Source organism: Mesorhizobium sp. M0808, from assembly GCF_040320025.1.
GTDB lineage: Bacteria > Pseudomonadota > Alphaproteobacteria > Rhizobiales > Rhizobiaceae > Mesorhizobium.
The window spans coordinates 1-15639 of the sequence record NZ_JAMYOX010000072.1 but is presented as its reverse complement, the minus strand read 5'-3'; the positions used below and the strand labels follow the sequence as shown (position 1 = coordinate 15639).

9 protein-coding genes and 1 pseudogene are annotated in these 15639 nt (G+C 57.1%); all 10 read right to left on the bottom strand.

What is annotated here, in order from left to right; all coding sequences use genetic code 11:
• Window positions 1-424, bottom strand: a pseudogene (locus NKI25_RS34765) (hypothetical protein); the annotation flags it as partial.
• Between the two features lie 158 nt (window positions 425-582).
• Entirely contained in the window at window positions 583-1236 is a 654-nt protein-coding gene (locus NKI25_RS34760) for a restriction endonuclease (protein WP_353000715.1), read from the bottom strand.
• Between the two features lie 73 nt (window positions 1237-1309).
• Entirely contained in the window at window positions 1310-2956 is a 1647-nt protein-coding gene (locus tag NKI25_RS34755) for a site-specific DNA-methyltransferase (RefSeq protein ID WP_353000713.1), read from the bottom strand.
• A gap of 10 nt (window positions 2957-2966) precedes the next feature.
• Entirely contained in the window at window positions 2967-3659 is a 693-nt protein-coding gene (locus tag NKI25_RS34750) for a DUF4391 domain-containing protein (RefSeq protein ID WP_353000711.1), read from the bottom strand.
• Window positions 3656-6928 carry a helicase-related protein gene (locus NKI25_RS34745; protein ID WP_353000709.1) on the bottom strand — a complete coding sequence of 1091 codons (3273 nt, stop codon included), beginning with the start codon at window positions 6926-6928 and terminating at the stop codon, window positions 3656-3658. Before NKI25_RS34745 ends, NKI25_RS34750 begins: the two co-directional genes overlap by 4 nt.
• Window positions 6929-7003: 75 nt before the next feature.
• Window positions 7004-9688, bottom strand: coding sequence for an ATP-binding domain-containing protein (locus NKI25_RS34740; protein ID WP_353000707.1), 2685 nt, complete (start codon window positions 9686-9688; stop codon window positions 7004-7006).
• 38 nt (window positions 9689-9726) lie between these two features.
• Complete coding sequence (locus NKI25_RS34735) at window positions 9727-9999, bottom strand: DUF2130 domain-containing protein (protein ID WP_502897497.1); 273 nt, start codon at window positions 9997-9999, stop codon at window positions 9727-9729.
• A gap of 64 nt (window positions 10000-10063) precedes the next feature.
• Complete coding sequence (locus tag NKI25_RS34730; protein ID WP_353000705.1) at window positions 10064-13561, bottom strand: AAA family ATPase; 3498 nt, start codon at window positions 13559-13561, stop codon at window positions 10064-10066.
• Window positions 13558-14832 carry a metallophosphoesterase family protein gene (locus NKI25_RS34725; RefSeq protein ID WP_353000702.1) on the bottom strand — a complete coding sequence of 425 codons (1275 nt, stop codon included), beginning with the start codon at window positions 14830-14832 and terminating at the stop codon, window positions 13558-13560. Before NKI25_RS34725 ends, NKI25_RS34730 begins: the two co-directional genes overlap by 4 nt.
• Before the next feature lie 184 nt (window positions 14833-15016).
• Window positions 15017-15639 (bottom strand): helix-turn-helix transcriptional regulator (locus NKI25_RS34720; RefSeq protein ID WP_353000700.1); only part of this gene is annotated, 623 nt, incomplete at its 5' end.

The window sequence follows — 15639 nt, the reverse complement described above, 5'->3', positions numbered from 1 at the left end:
TCGCCAAAGCAACAGCAGCCTGATCAGACCAGATACCGTTCCCGATTCGAAGGCCATCCGTCGAAAGCGCCCGCGTCAAGGTGCAGCGAAAATAGCGCTTACCAATTTTGAGCTGGTATTCGCGCTCAAGGTAGTCAAGCACCTGATTCAGGCCGTTCATAATGTGGAGTTCGTTGGCTCCAAACGCGTAATAGCTACCGAGCACGGTGTCGCCACTCATGTCACCGTCAATTGAGCGCTTCTTGACCTTGCGGCCCTCTTCGTCGCGGAAGGTGATCGGATAGCGAAACTCGCGGCCTTCGCCTTCGAACACACCGACCGGGCCCCAATTTTGAATGTTGGCGTTATAGCATTCGTTGCCGATCATCGACTCAAGCTCGATCAGAAGGGCTTTGCGCGCCTTGGTCACTTTCCTGCGTGCCATGGTTGGTCCCCCTAAAAGAAAAATGGCGTCGACCGGCAAAGGTCCAACGGCTCCATGACGCCCCGCCCTTCTCGTTAAGGTACGACAGCCCGGGTCGGCTCTTCATACCACCCTGCTGTCGTTCGTTCGGCCATTGGCCGGTGAACTCTGTTTCTCCGTCAGGCGGCTACACGCCCGATAATATCCATTAGCTTTTCGTAGCTGGTGACGACGTCATATTTGACGCGGTCCTCCGTGACCCGTCGGCCTATCTCGTCGAAGAATTTCCGGGCGCACTCGATTTTCGTGTTTTCGATCTCGCGGAGCTTCATCGAGGACATCGTGCCCTTGGTTTCTGCGACAAAATAAATATGCTTGACGCTGCCCTCTCTGAAGGAAATGGCCCAGTCCGGGTTGTAGTCGCCGACCGGCGTCGGGATTAGGAAGCCGCGGGGAAGTTTCGCATAGACGACCACTTCGCTGCTTGCGTCGAGCTCGTCGGCAAATCGGCGCTCGATATCCGAATCCGTGACGACATAGTCATAGACGTGGTTCTTCAGCTTCGCGCTCGCCTTGGAGAAATCCTGTCCGGTCTGATTGGCCGTGAAGATGTCGACGTCGTAGCGCTCGGACAGGCCGTCATAGGCGAGCCGCTCAATGACCATCGTGGCCTTCTGTTCCGCGATGATTCGCGAGGCCTCGGAGATGAAATGCTCGGGGTTCTCCCGAAATTGGCCGAACACGCTGGCGGCGACCCCCGTAAGAACTTCCGCCGCCGTCTTTCGCGTCAGCTCCGTGTTTTCGGCGATCTTGCCGAGCAGATCGTACTTCACTAGCGAATGGACGGACCCGCCCTGCTCCGTGGTCGACCCGGTGACCTTGAAGCCATCGCCAGACTTCAGCTGTTCATAAGTACACGTCCTGCATGTTCGATGTGTCGATCTTTAAGACGCGAAAGCCGACGTCCTTGCTCCAGTCAGGATGCGCTTCACCTTGGAGAATTTTGGCACCAGCGCGCCGGATGCGCTCTTTAGATATCTCTGAAATATATGGCTTTAGCCCGACCTTCGTGCAGAACTGATAAGCTTCCTTTGCGTCCTTGCTATCCTGCCCGATTTCCTCCGGATACTGGATGCTAATGAACCGGCGTCCTCCGCCCTCACGACGAGCCAGTTCCATGACAGCCTGAGCGAGCGTTGATGAACCTGCGAACAAGTCAACGCTGATATCATTCGGGCCTGTTGCGAACGATAGAAGTCTCTCCAGCAAGAGCACAGGCTTTGGATTGGAAAAGACCTTTTTCCCTTCCGGGAACAACGCCTTTAGGTCATATGGCCCCGTCCTACCGTCCAGATCAAAAACACTTGCTAGCTTATCCTCGAATTCGTGAGAATACACTTTCAGTTCGATAATTTTGGTCTCATCATCTCCAAATAATATCCGACCCTCAGAAAGCAGCCTGTCCATCGTCTCTTTTGGAAACCGGTATCCCATCAATGGCTCTTTGCAGGCCTTCTTTGTTACTGGATGTATCACAGCATACCGATATCCCTCTTTGCCAGGGTTGTGTACACTCTGGCTGCCGGTATAGACGCCACCTCGGTCAATGTACTTGTACCGGTCAAGCGGCCCGAGCTGCGATTTGTTCTCTCTAAACCACCGAGAATACGATTCCTGAAGATCGTGGTTATCCTCGTGGCTCGCAATTAGTTCATCTCCAACACTTTTAAGGACATCTTTTATGTCTGATACGGAGCTTTTCCAAACGCCTTCTAACGAGGATCTGTCTTTAGCAAAAACATGTATGCTTTCGTGTTCGATCGCGATGTTCGTCGGATTATTATCTGTTGCATTCTTCCAAATGAGTGTCCCCACGAAATTTCCCTCGCCAAAAATTTCGTTGCAAACCTGAAGAACATTTGAGGTCTCGGCATCGTCAATCGATATCATCACGACACCGTTTGGAGCCAAAATGTTCTTCGCGACACGGAGCCGCTGATAAATCATGCTCAGCCAGTCAGAGTGAAATCTGCCATTGGCCTCCGTATTAGCGATCAGTCTGTTTTCGAAATCATCCACTTGGTTCGTCGATTGCAGATATTTAAATGTATTGCCAACAAAGTCATCCCGATAGACGAGATTATTGCCCTTCTTGCGATTGTATGGCGGATCTATATATATAAACTTGATCTCACCCAGATAGATCTCCTGAAGCAATTTCAAGGCCTCTAGATTATCACCTTCAATAAATAGATTACGTGTTGCTTCAAAGTCGACACTCTCCTCGACTGCGGGGCGAAGCGTCTTCGCAATAGGCGCGTTCGAAGTTAGCAGGGCCGCTCGTTTCCCCGGCCAATCCAGCCGATACCGTTCCTGAGGCCCCTCCACGACGTAGCCGCACAATTCCTGCCGTAGCTGATCGAAATCCACCGCCAGACGCAGCTCGCCTGTCGCACCGTCGCTTGCCTCGCTCACGCAGCTCGGGAACAGGTCGCGGATCTTCGCGATGTTCTCCTGGCTCAGGTCGGGGCTGTGCATCTTCAGCTTTTCCATTCGTGTCCTCTTACTTTTCCGTCACAGCGCCGACGGGATCATCCCGGGTCAGCCGCTCCAGTTCCTGCTTCGCCGCGCGCAACTCGGTATTGATGGCTACGCGCTTGTTGAATTGCTTCTCGCGGGCGAGTCGCGCGTTGATCCGCTCCATCTCCCGGGTCTTGGATCGGATCGCCTCCATCCGGTCCACCCTCGTCTGGATGTCCTCGCTGATTTGCGCTGACGCGGGCATCATGGCGGTGAGAAGGCGCTCATAGAGCGCGCCCAGATCGAGCGCGACGGGCAGAGTCTGACGCGGCGCATCCTCCGGTGCCCAATCGGTGGCGAAATATTCGCTGATCACCCATTTGGAACCGTCCGCCTCACTCGGGCGCTTGAAGGCGGCCGTCGCCTTGCGCTTGCCGTGCCAGGTCAGCTCGAAGACCAAAGGAAACGGAATCGCCTTGTCGATCGCGCGCAGGACGGCTTCGTCGAGCTTCCCAGTTTTGAGCGATATGCCGAACACCTGGACCTCGGACACGGAGGAGGTGGCGTCGAGATTGGTCGTCTCGGGGGCCAGCTTGAACCGCCAGACGATCTGATCGACCTCGCGCACGAATAGATCCTTGAGCGCGGTGTTGGCGCCGGCGTGCTCGTATATCTTGTTCTTCGGCACGACGCGGCCGAAGGCGGCGCTCTTCGGATAGTCGAAGAAGGCCGTCATGCGTCGCCCCCCTCGATCACGACAAAGGCGATCAGCTCGAAGTCATTCAGCCCAGCGATGCTATGCACCAGCGCCGTTGTCCGGCCGCCGCTGAACAGGCTGTCGATGTCCTTCTCTTCCTTCACTTCGATCATCGAGCGGATGGCGCTGCTCAGCAGCTCGGAGTAGCGATCCATCTTCCGGCCATCCTGCGTACGCTCATTGAAGATGCGGCAGACTTCCTGGATCGGCTCGGGCCGGCCCTTGCAGCTTGAGCGGACGAGGTCGAGCAGGCGCTTCACCTCGGTGTGATCGGCGATGATCTCGCCGTCATTGCCGATGTAGACCAGATAGTAGGGGTGCAGGCGGTTCTGCAGGTTGATGTTGACGCTGTCGTTGATGTTCTTGAGCGCGAAGATCGCGCCGGGCCGAAGGCCCAGCTCGAGCAAAGGGGGAACAACTGCGTGCATCCCGTTCGGCAGGTTGTCGAGCTCGCCGTGCTCCTTGACGTAGTTGAGCAGGTCCATCCGGAAATCGTTGAGGCCGAGATCGGTGATCGAGACGCCGGTCTTCACGTCTTCCAGCTCGATGACCTCTTCCTGAAGGCGCTTCAGCTGGTCCTTGCGGTAGGCGATATCGTTGCTCTTGGCGGTGAGGACATTGTCGTCGCCGGTGGCGCTCACGTCCGCGATCACCATGCGGTTTTCGACCCGCTCCTTGAGGTTGATGTACTCGTCGAGCGAGATGTCAGGCCAATAGTTCACCAACTGGATTTGGGCGTTCTGCGAACCGATGCGGTCGATTCGGCCGAAGCGCTGGATGATGCGCACCGGATTCCAGTGGATGTCGTAGTTGACCAGATAGTCGCAGTCCTGAAGGTTCTGGCCTTCGGAGATGCAGTCCGTGCCGATCAGGATATCGAGCTCACCCGGCTCGTTGGGCAGGATGATCGCCTTCTCCTTGGACCGCGGCGAAAAGAGCGTCAGCACGCCCTGAAAATCATAGCTCTTTCTGAGGGTGGTTTTCGGCGCGCCGGAGCCCGTCACCTTGCCGGTCTGCAACCCGAGCTGCTGCGCGAACGGCGCCAGATTGGCGTAGAGGTAGTTCGCCGTATCGGCGAAGGCCGTGAAGATCAGGACCTTCCTGTTGCCCGGATTGAGGGGCTCGCTCACCTTCTGCCGGAGCACCTGCATGAGGTGCTGGAGCTTGGCGTCGTCGTCCGGTTCGACCTTGTCCATCGAGGCGATCAGGTCCTCGATGAGCGCGAGATCGGCCTTGAGATCGTACTTCCATGACGGCAGGTCCATGTCGGCAAGGCTGATTTGCACCTTCTTGCCGACCGTGAATTCGCCCAGTCCGGCCAGATCGTCGTCTTCGGCGTCGAGCAATTCCTCGTCCGCCAGAAAATCGCTCACGCTCTGCGTGCCGCCCGACCGCTCGAAGTCACGAATGGCGTCCATGGCCCGCGAGATATTCCCGCTGAGCGAACGTAGGGTGAGGCGGAACGCCTCGACGGAGCTTTCGAGGCGCTTGAGCAGGTTGGTGGTCATCAGCGCCTGAAGACTGCGCTCGCGATCGACCTGCCGAAGCTTGCCCCGGCCGCCCTCGACCTGGGTGTCGTAAATCTCCTCGTATTTCGGCAGCCGGCTCGGAAGGATGTAGCTGATCGGGGCGTATACCGCGAGCTTCAGCACCGAAAGCCGGGTGAAGATGTCGTTCAGGCCCATCACGTCCGTCCGTTGCGTGATCGGGCAATGGAACGACAGCGGCTTGCAGCGCTGGGGAAACTTGCCGATGTCCTTCGTGTCGTAAAAGGTTTCGATGTGCTTGCGCGACCGGGCGATCGTCACGGCATCGAGAAGCTCGAAGAAATCGAAATCCAGCGCCTTGAGGATCGAGGCCGCCGTTCGCTCGTCCGGAGGCAGTATCGTCCAGGCATTGAAAGCCTTCTGCGCGCGGCGGAAGATTTCCTCGACGCTGGTTTGCGTCTTCAGGTTCTGGCTGAGGGCCTCCGACTGCCCTTCGTAGGCAAGCGCAAGCTGGTTGCGCAGGTCAGTAAAGCGGTTGTTCACTGGCGTCGCGGAGAGCATCAGAACCTTGGTCTTCACGCCCGCGCGGATGACCTTGTTCATCAGCTTCTGGTAGCGTGTCTCCCGATCCTTGAAGACATCGTTGTTCCGGAAATTGTGCGATTCGTCGATGACGACGAGGTCGTAATTACCCCAGTTTACGCGATTGAGCGGAATGCCGAAGGACTCGCCCGACGTCCGCGACAGGTCAGTATGGCAAAGGACGTCATAGTTGAACCGGTCCTTGGCGAAGATGTTGGTCGTCAGGTTGGTGTTGTAGTTCTGCCAGTTGTCCGCGAGCTTCTTCGGGCAGAGCACCAGGACAGCGCGATTGCGCAGCTCGTAATATTTGATGACCGCCAGCGCGGTGAACGTCTTACCCAGACCGACGCTGTCGGCGAGGATGCAGCCGTTATAGGTTTCGAGCTTGTTGATGATGCCGGTGGCGGCGTCCTTCTGGTAATTGAAGAGCTTGTTCCAGACGACGCTATCGCGATAGCCGGTGAGGTCGTTCGGCAGGACATCCTCGTCGATATCCTCGAGGAAGTCCTGGAAGATGTTGTATAGCATCAGGAAGTAGATCCGCTCCGGCGAATTCTCCTGGTAGACCGACTCGATGTGGTCGCAGATCGCGGCCGTGACATCATCGAGCTTCTCCGGGTCGGACCAGATTTGGTCGAACAGCTCGAGGTACATCTGCGTGTGGTTCGGAGCGTCGAACCGCGTCACGAAATTCGACACGGCATCGCCTTTCTGATAGCCGAGATCGACGGCCGTAAAGCCGCTGATCGGCATGTAGGCAATTCCGCCGTCATCACTCGCCACATGCAGGAACTGCTGCATCGGGGCTTTCGTGGTGTTCGACCGGAACTTGGCCTTCTTGCGAATCCAGTCGGCGCACTCGCGCGCCAAGGCCCTCTGGGTCAGCTTGTTCCGGAGTTGGATCTCAAACTCCGTTCCATAGAGACCGCTTTCGCGCCGTGCTTTCGGAATAAAGAACTCGCGCCGTTCCTTGCGCATTCGGTCGGTCACTTCGGTCGGAACGAAAGTCGGTGCGGTAAAAATGAACTGTAGGCTTTCGATCTTCAGAAGCTCAGACTTGAGCGCTTCAAAGGCGTAGATCGAGAAACACGAGGCGGCGATTTTCAACCTCGATCCGCGATTCACCGTTTCCTTCAGGTCATCGCCGAACAGGTTCGAAGTGTTGTCGATGATTCTCATGCCATCATCTGCTTACTGGCGCGACAGCACTGCGGCATCGGGGACGGAGTGGCTTCAAAGCGTCGCACTGATCGCTCACCAGCTTTTGATGAACGCATTTTTTAGCGGCTGGAGCTTTGCTGGAAGCTCAGACCCTACACAGGTTAGCCCTAAATATGTGGCCGCACGCGTAGTACCAACATATAAATATTTGTCGAACAGTTCTGGCTGCATGGCGGCCAGCGTGTCTATCCCGACAAAAAATACAGCCTCAAATTCGAGCCCTTTGATGTGCTGTACGTCAAACACTCTGATGTCGTTTTCCTGTCCGGCAAGCTGGCCCTTGTAGCATGCGACGACGTTTAGGTTTTGATCCAAGAGAACGGTTTGTAGCTTGTCCGCCAACGGCCCTACTTCCGCCTCCGAGTTCACAAGTACCGCGACGGATGGCAACGGCTTTGTGAATCGCTCGACTTCTGTTATTCGGGTGCTAAGCCAATCGGCAACATCATCGAGTTGGCTGAGCCCCGTCCCTAGCACAGGTGCTACGCCCTCGTTATCCACATTGGGTGGCAAGACCACATTGATGGACTCGCCTGAGCAAAGTCGCACAATTTCCTTAGCAAGATGATTGAGTTGGCGACTGTGGCGATAGCTGACCTCGATGGGTCTGACTTCGATGTGTGGGAAAGCCCAGAGTACTTGGTCGATTGACCGGCTGCCCCAGTTGGTAATACGTTGGTTGAAATCGCCGCAGGCAAAAAAAGACTGAATATCTGGGTTGGACAGCGCACCCATGCAAGCGAGCTGAATAGGTGAAAAATCAGTCGCTTCATCGACCATGATCTGATCACGCGTTAGGCCAAGGAAGTCCTTTAGGAGAACGTATGCTGGATCGTCGATATTGCGGCGGATCGAGCGGTCCTGCAGCAGAACAGACGCCGTGCGCATAATGCAGAGCAGCATCAGATCGACCTCAAGCGGATTCACATCGTTTGCTTGAATTTTATCGGCGTACCAGTTGCCTTCGGTCTGGCGTAGGCGCCGGAACCGTCGGTACCGCCCTGCAACCCCATCAATATATCGGCGAACTGGGGTCGTAAACTTGCGCAGCGCAGCTTGCGTATGGAGACTTTCACCGACCTGACGCAAGTCAGCTTCAGGTAAAGCGCGCTGACCAATCCAATCTGCAATAAGTCCGGCACGCGAAGTCTTGCTCAGCACACGGCGCGCGAACTTTGCTCGCGCCTGCGCACGAAGATTGCTGATATAGGCGGCTGCCGCCGCCGCTTTCGCCGTGCGTGGCGACTGTATCTGGTCATCCTCGTCCTCTCCATCTTGTTCCTCGAGTTCCTCGTCGGCGGCACTCAACCCATTCAGGAACACCGCCAGGTCTTCAAGGAATTTGCGATTCCGATTCAGCTGCACCGTGAGGCTGCGACGGAGCGCATTGGTGGTCTCTCCTTTTAAGGTTTGCAAGAGCTCATCAACTGTAGGGGCAGATCCGACAAGCGAGCCGATTCCCCGAGCGATCGAACTTGATTGGGAACCTGTAACAATTGTCGCAAGTAATGCTGAAAGTCGTAATGCGCTCGCATTAGAAGCGCTTTTCAATGTCTTGGCTGCGTCTCGCAAATCGCTCCAGAAGTCTTCCTGTTGCCAAGCCTCGAAATCGTCGTACCAGCCTGTCTGATGCGCAACAGCCTCCGGCATCAAGAACGACTCGTGTTCTTTGAGAACAAAGGAACCACCGCCGTTCGACGTTCGCAGAATCCGAAAACGGTTCCGGGCCAAGTCCAACCGAAATCGTGACCAGGTGGAAATTTTTTGATCGGGTGCTGCTATGTTCTCCCGCGCAAATGCCTCCTTAAGGTATAGCTTTAGGAGTTCAGTCGGCGTGAACATCATCCAGCTATTAGCGTAATGTGGAGCCCCCGCCGCCCGAGTAGCTGCGACCAGCTGACGTTCGTCGTCATTAAGGTATTCGTGGTCAAGCTTTTGTCCGAGGCGGCGTATCAAGGTCGTCGTTTTTCCAGTCCCAGGAGGGCCGACGATCAGGAGTTGAGTGTCGAGTGGGAGCCTGAATATTTCATCCTGATAGTGATCTAGGATCGGCTGATCGCGTAGCCCCATCTTTGTGATAACACTGCGACGAATTCCGTCGAGGATATTGGCAGCGCGTTCGTCAGCTTCGATGATTTCCCTTAGGAGCGTATCGCCATCATCTGTGAGCGCAGTCCGCGCCAGCGCATCACGCATCGAAACGACTGTGACCGGCCCGTAAGATTTGCCAGCCAGAACCGATTGGCGGGAATCCCAAACGCTGGCGGCCCAGTGGGGATGAAGGATCGCCTTTTCCAGGATTTCTCCAGAAATACCGCCGCCTGGCGTATAGATTTCGAACTGCTGCCCTACGCTCAGCGACGCCAACCGGCCGGCCGGCGAATTGCGGCCAGCGAGTTTCCTACCATTGCCAGGACTATCGTCCGGAGTGTCTCGGCAAATGTAATAGACCAGGATTTCTTCTTCGTCCGACAGCACCACGACGCGGGCAATGGCAGGCTCGCGCGCGAGCGTCTCCAGCCTGCGCCGGCTCGCGCCATCTATGGCGCCGAGGGCCTTAATCGCCTCGCTTGACGTCAAAGTGTTGAGGTTCGCTAGTGCCGACGGCCCTGTAGTGTATGGCTCACCCAGCTTTTTCTTCGCCGCCGACGAAATCCGTTCAAGGATGTTTAGGGAGTCTTCAGAAACACGCTGGATTTCTTCTTGATTGCCTGACACGCGTGCGCACCCCCCCGGTACATATTATCGGCGTAATGCTATATCTGCCGATCGACAGAACTTCTACTCAAATTCGCCATAAGCGAATTCTCAATCATTAGCGGATCGAGTAATTCTATGACCTGCAGATTCCGCCCCGTAATGCCCTGAAAGTCGCTATACATCCCGGCCGTAGCCTCAATCAGGCCAAGGATCTGCTGCTCGCGCTTCGCCCACAAGCTCGTCATCGTCTTGCGCTCCTTGTCGAGAGATCGACCAGCCTTCGATCTCGTTTTGTTTCTGGGAAGCCACAGATCGCTCTGGCGCTGCAATTGAACCGGTTAGGCAAAAACCGTGTGCCCGTCCCTGGTGTCGCAGGGCTGTTGCTCCGACGTCTCATGCCGCACGGCTTTCCAGAGCGAGCGGCGGCGCCAACTCGTGTATGCGCGCATTGGGACAAACCCGTCTAGCGATATCGCAAAGATGCTGGTGATGCGTCAGGTAGATTACCTGACCCACTTTGGCCATGTCGGCGAATAGCCGGAAGGCCTCCTCGGCACGGAAGTCGTCGAACGTCTCCATGATGTCGTCGGCGATGAAGGGAACAGGAGTGCGAGATTGAGCGAACTCGTGGTAGCCGGCCACTCTGAGCGCGAGATAGAGTTGGAAGCGCGTTCCCTTTGACATTTCCTGCGCCAGCTTGGAACTCCCATCAGCCCCGATGCCAATAAGGACTTCGGTGTCCTTGTCAGGCTGGGTCGCCAGACCACGATAAGCGCCACGGCTGATCACCTGAAAAGCCTCCGAGGCGCGAAGCATCATCGAACTGCGATGCTTGTCGCGATAGAGGCGCAAGGCTTGCTCGGCCGCGACGACGCCAGCCCTGAGGCGGAAGTAGCTGAACGCCTTATCCTCGATTTCCAGGAGAACCGTACGCCGTTGCTCTTCAAGAGCAGCCACGGCACAATCGCCGTCGACGGCATCCACCTCGTCGGACGCTTTGCTGTATGCTGTAAACAACTCTCGTACGCGCCGATCCTGATCCTCAAAGCGGGCTCTGAGTTCTACCTGCTCGGCCTCCAGCGGAGGCCGATCCGCGGCGTCAAGCATCTGTTCTGCATCGGCCATGTCCTGGATTGATAGCGCGTCTCGGATTTCGCGTTCGATGATATTGGACCGCCGGCGCAAGTCTCTCTTTTGCTCGATCATGCGCAGCTTTTTCTCCGCCTCCTGCAAGGATGATACTCCGAACAGCTGCGTCATTTCAGATTTGCGGCGCTCGCAAACCGCGATTTCACCCTCCAGGTCCCGGTTTTTGAGAATCTGATCCTCCAGAGCAAGGTGCTTGGATTCCCTTTCCGCCTTTTTCGACCGGGCCTCTTCCACTCTGGCGGACATCAGCGCCCAAAATCTCAGGGCACTCTCTGCTGGTCGCTCCATTCCGAGTTCTGCGGCCATCAATGCAAGCTCGCGCGAGAAGGCAGCCTGATCTTCCTCCATCTTGGCGATGCGATCTGCCAGGCCCGCTTGCCGTTGAGCGGCCGGGCTGAGTTCGGCAAGTCTGTCCATGACCTCTTTGACGGTCGCGAAGCTGGGAATAGTCCCTCCCGCGCCGAGCCAGCAGGTCTTGCAAACCTCAGCCCATGATGCGTCCCATTGCGCCTCGTCGGCAGTGGCCGTTTCAAGGGCTGACTGGCGGGAAGCCTGCTCCCTTTCGCAGTGTTCAAGTTGCTCCCTCAAATTCTTGTGTTCGACTTCAAGATCAACGGCGGATTGGGCCCTGGCCAGAAGCGCTTCATAGGAGTCAGAGTGATCCTGGGAAACGGCTGCCGCCGATAGTGCCGCCGAGAGCCGGTTGCGCGCCGCCGTGCCGTCCGCTACCGCCTGGCGTAAGTCACCTTCGGCCTCCCGGAACAAGTCGGCTGTCGCGAGGACCATTTCGCGGCGTCCCAGCCATGCCTCAAGCCCACCGAGGTTGATCTCGCCAGAAACGGTCAGAGCCATTTTCCGAGCGGAATCCAGAATGTCGGTCCTGATGGCTTCGCGTTTCGACTTCGCCGCGTTCAGCAGCTCCGCTGAGCGCTCCAATTCCGCTTCCGCGACGGCGAGCCTCTGATAGGTTTGATTCAGCTTCGCCAGGTCGCTCATGTGTCCCAGCCGCGCGCTGGTGATCAGGTCGTCTTTCCGCAGCTCGATCTCAAACGCCGCAGCGGTCGATTCATCGAGCGCGTCACGATGCGTAGCCCATGCCGCTTCACGCGCCGATCGCGACGTCGCTGCCTCATGATCGTCCACAACACCGGTGGAATTCTTCAGTGCATCCAGTTCGGCTCGCAAACAGCGCAGTTCACTCGTGAGGCGCCCGCTGTCATCGCTGTAGCGATCGATCTCGGCTTCCGCTTTAGACAGAGCTGATTTCCAGGCCTCCAGCTCAGAAGGTGCCGGCACTCTCATTTGCCGTACCTGGTCAAGGCTTTCGCCCCACGGTAGAAGTTCCGACATCTGGCGCGCCAGTGTTTCTTTCAAATCCACACGGGAGCGTTCCGCGACACGGCGGCGGGCTGCATGATCATTCTCTCGAAGCGCCGAGAGCTCCCTCGCCAGCGCCGCAACGGCTGCGCTGTTTGTGGAGGCAGCGGCTTCGCTCGACAATTTGCTCCGCAACTCGATCAGACGGCGGTTCGCCTCTGCGGCTTCGCGCTTCGCGTTTTGGAGTATCGCGTCGATACCGGAGCGGCGTTCAACGAGATCTCTGATGCTCCCAGAAATGCGACTTCCGAGCATCAGGCTGCTTGGCTCGTCGTCTTCAGGGCGCTCGAGAAGCCGCAGAATATTCGCAATTTCCCGGTCGACTTCCATCAGTTGCAGACGACGGTCTGGCAGATCCCTTGCAGCGGTGACATAACGGGCGTGCAACTCGCTGATAGCATCCATCCTTTGCCCCAAAGTGAGCGCGATATCGTCGAGGCCAATGGCATTGAGCCCTTTCTCAAGCTCGGCCATGGACGCTTTCGCGGTCTCCCGCTTCACGGCAAGCTCAATGTCCTCCTGACGAAGTGCCGGAAGTTCGTTTCCCCACGAAGGCGGGGCCTGGGGAATATCTTGCAACTCGGCGAGAACGTCACGGATGTCCCTCAATTCCGCCAATCGTGGCAGTGCGGTCAGCAGATTCTTGATCTCGTCCAGCCGCAGCTGCGTCCGGGTTCGGTCAGCCATCGCTTCGTCATAGTGTGCCAGTGACCGCTCCTTGGTTTCCACCATCTGGCGATAATGGGTGGCGAGCGTGTCAATCTGCTCTTTTCGCTCCTTCAGATCGGAAAGCCGACTTTTCAAGTCGCCGATTTCACTGCTGCGGGCACGGAGCTTGAAAAGGCCGTCAGCCTGCGAACGCAATTCAACAAGTGTCTGACTTAGTGCAGCCAAACCTGTGCTTGCCGAAAACAGAAGCTGTCCGAGATCACCCCTGCTGGCCAGGATGCTCTCGCCGCCTTCCTCAAGGGTGTCATCGTCGAGTGAAAACATCGCGCAATAGACGTCACGCTCAACTCCACCAAGCTCGCCGAGTATCAAATGTTCGCCGATCGGCTGATCACCCGGACCGAGCAAACTGTTTTGGGGCTTCTTGATCCGGACAAGCTCCCGGGCAACACCACCGATGTCCAATGCGGCCCCGATGCGCATCGTTGCGTATGGGTGGAGGAAATCATAGCGGCTGCGGGATTCGATGCCGAAGAGGAGGTCGAGGAATGCAGATAGGGCGGTCGATTTGCCCGCCTCGTTCGGACCGTAGATGATATGTAAATCTGGACGGCCCGGCTCCACACGCCCGAAGTCGATGTGCTTGTCGGTGAATTTGCCGTAACGGGTAAGGTCAAGCCGGTTGATGCGCATCATGCTACCTCATCCTGCTTCCGACGTTGGAGCCGTGCGAGCACATCTTCGACCCCCTCCTGCGCGAGCAGGCGCAACGTGGCCCGAAATTCCTCCTGATCAGCACCGAAACTGCCTCTGCTTTCAGGTGGCAGACGACTACGAATCTCCTCCCCAATTTCGATAAGCGCGGCGTGGTAAGCTTCCGAGCCGATGATCTCGCTTCCGACAAGCTCTCGAAGTTCGACGAGTGGATCCCCGTTGGACCCATCTGCGGAAACGAGGTCGGTGCACTGGGTCTCCACCTTCTCGACCCAGGTCCGGCCAATGACAGATGCCCTGTGCTCGGCTTCGGTCTTGAGGAGGTCGGCGTCGTGACGGAGCTGCCATGCGAGCGGCGTTCTTCCGGTGAAGGAGAGCCGGACCACAAGATGTTCGGAATTTGCAGCTTCCCGCGCAGCCCCCAGCTTGCACGCTACCGTGGTCACCATCTGACGCCAATCTGCGACGCCATCGAGGTCGATCACGACGCGCTCGAACTGGGCGATGCTGGTGAACCTCTCCTCAACATGGACTGTTCGGTCGTCAGCTATCGTAACAAGGCTCACGGATTTTGGGCCGGATTCGTTGATGTCGCGCCCCTGGGGTATGCCTGGCATTACGATGGTGCAGCGTCCGGCACTGATTGACCGCTTGTGAATGTGACCGAGCGCCCAATAGTCGAACTCTGTCGCCTCCAGATCCGAGACGTTGCAGGGTGCGTAAGGATCGTGCCCCCGCGTTCCTGCGAGGCTGGTGTGCAGAAGACCGATGTTCACAGCGCCTTCGACCCGTGGCTTGTACGTTTCGACCAGACTTTCGGGACACTGGGCCTGCGCAAAGCTAAGCCCGTGAATAACCACAGGGGTCGCTCGATCCCCCAATTCGAGCGAGATAGCCTCCGGACGCCCACCGTAGACTTTTACGGTTTCTGGGTACGTCAGTTCTCTGGTGATCTTCGACAACGCATCGTGGTTGCCCCGAATGATGAACACCCGGACTCCGGCTTGGTCCAGTCGGCGGATTTGCTCGGAAAGGAACCGCGCAGTTTTCATGGAGGTCTGATCGCCGTCGTAGAGATCACCCGCGAGAAGAAGCGCGTTGACCTGCTCGGATAGGCAGAGATCGACGATATTGACAAAGGCACGCCGCGTCGCGTTGCCAATCAGTTCGCCTAGTTCCGGGTTGCGTAGCGCCAGCGACCGAAGAGGCGAATCCAGATGAACGTCCGCCGTATGAACAAATCGAAAAGCCATGCCCTCACCTTTTGCCTTCGCGTGAGAAGGCTTTGATTCCCCGAAACAGATACTGGCCTGCGCTTAGGTTCGTGCCTAGGCTGCCAATCTCTCGCGATTTCAGGTTTCCACAGGCTAATGACAGAATCTGTCACCAGCCGCGGATTGTGCAGGTCCCACGGTTCAAAGTTTGGCAAATTTCATTCTATGGAAGCGAGGGAAAGTCAGAGCGCTGGTGCGTCTCGACCATTCTGCGAAGGGCCTCCGGCGCCACGACCTCAACCTTGTCTCCCCACATGTAGAGGTGCCAGCACATCTCCATATGACCGGACGCCCAGAAACGCACGATCAGTGAACCGTCGGATTGATCCTCCAGTATCTGAGCCGGATGGAACAGGAAAGTTCGCGCGTGCGGCGCTGCGTCAGGCTTGAACTTCCAGATGACTTCGCCAAACTCACTGTCGTTCTGAAAAGCTCCGAACGCCTTCCGCGCATGCGCATGAATGTCGAAGCCTGGATCACGTTCGAAGACCTCGCCGGTCAATTCCGCGCGTTCGATCTTCTCAGCCACGAAGTGCCTGAGCGGACCTGCGCGATCGGTTGTTGGCCTGGCCACCAGATAGCGTCGGATTCCAATCAACACTCCGTAAGGTTCGACCACTCGCTCGGTGGATATAGCTGACCCGCGGGATTGGTAGACGATCTTCAACCGCTGCGACCCCTTAAGCAAGGGGGACGACCAGTCGAACAAGGCGCAAGCCAAGGCTCTCGCCGATGCAGGTTGCAAGCGCATCTTCAAGGAAGAGGCTTCTGGCGGTCGCTGGGAGC

Excerpts from the sequence above, each read along its gene's own strand:
- NKI25_RS34755 (WP_353000713.1), bottom strand. The coding sequence starts at position 2,956 with ATGGAAAAGCTGAAGATGCACAGCCCCGACCTGAGCCAGGAGAACATC.
- NKI25_RS34750 (WP_353000711.1), bottom strand. The coding sequence starts at position 3,659 with ATGACGGCCTTCTTCGACTATCCGAAGAGCGCCGCCTTCGGCCGCGTC.
- NKI25_RS34745 (WP_353000709.1), bottom strand. The coding sequence starts at position 6,928 with ATGAGAATCATCGACAACACTTCGAACCTGTTCGGCGATGACCTGAAG.
- NKI25_RS34730 (WP_353000705.1), bottom strand. The coding sequence starts at position 13,561 with ATGATGCGCATCAACCGGCTTGACCTTACCCGTTACGGCAAATTCACC.
- NKI25_RS34725 (WP_353000702.1), bottom strand. The coding sequence starts at position 14,832 with ATGGCTTTTCGATTTGTTCATACGGCGGACGTTCATCTGGATTCGCCT.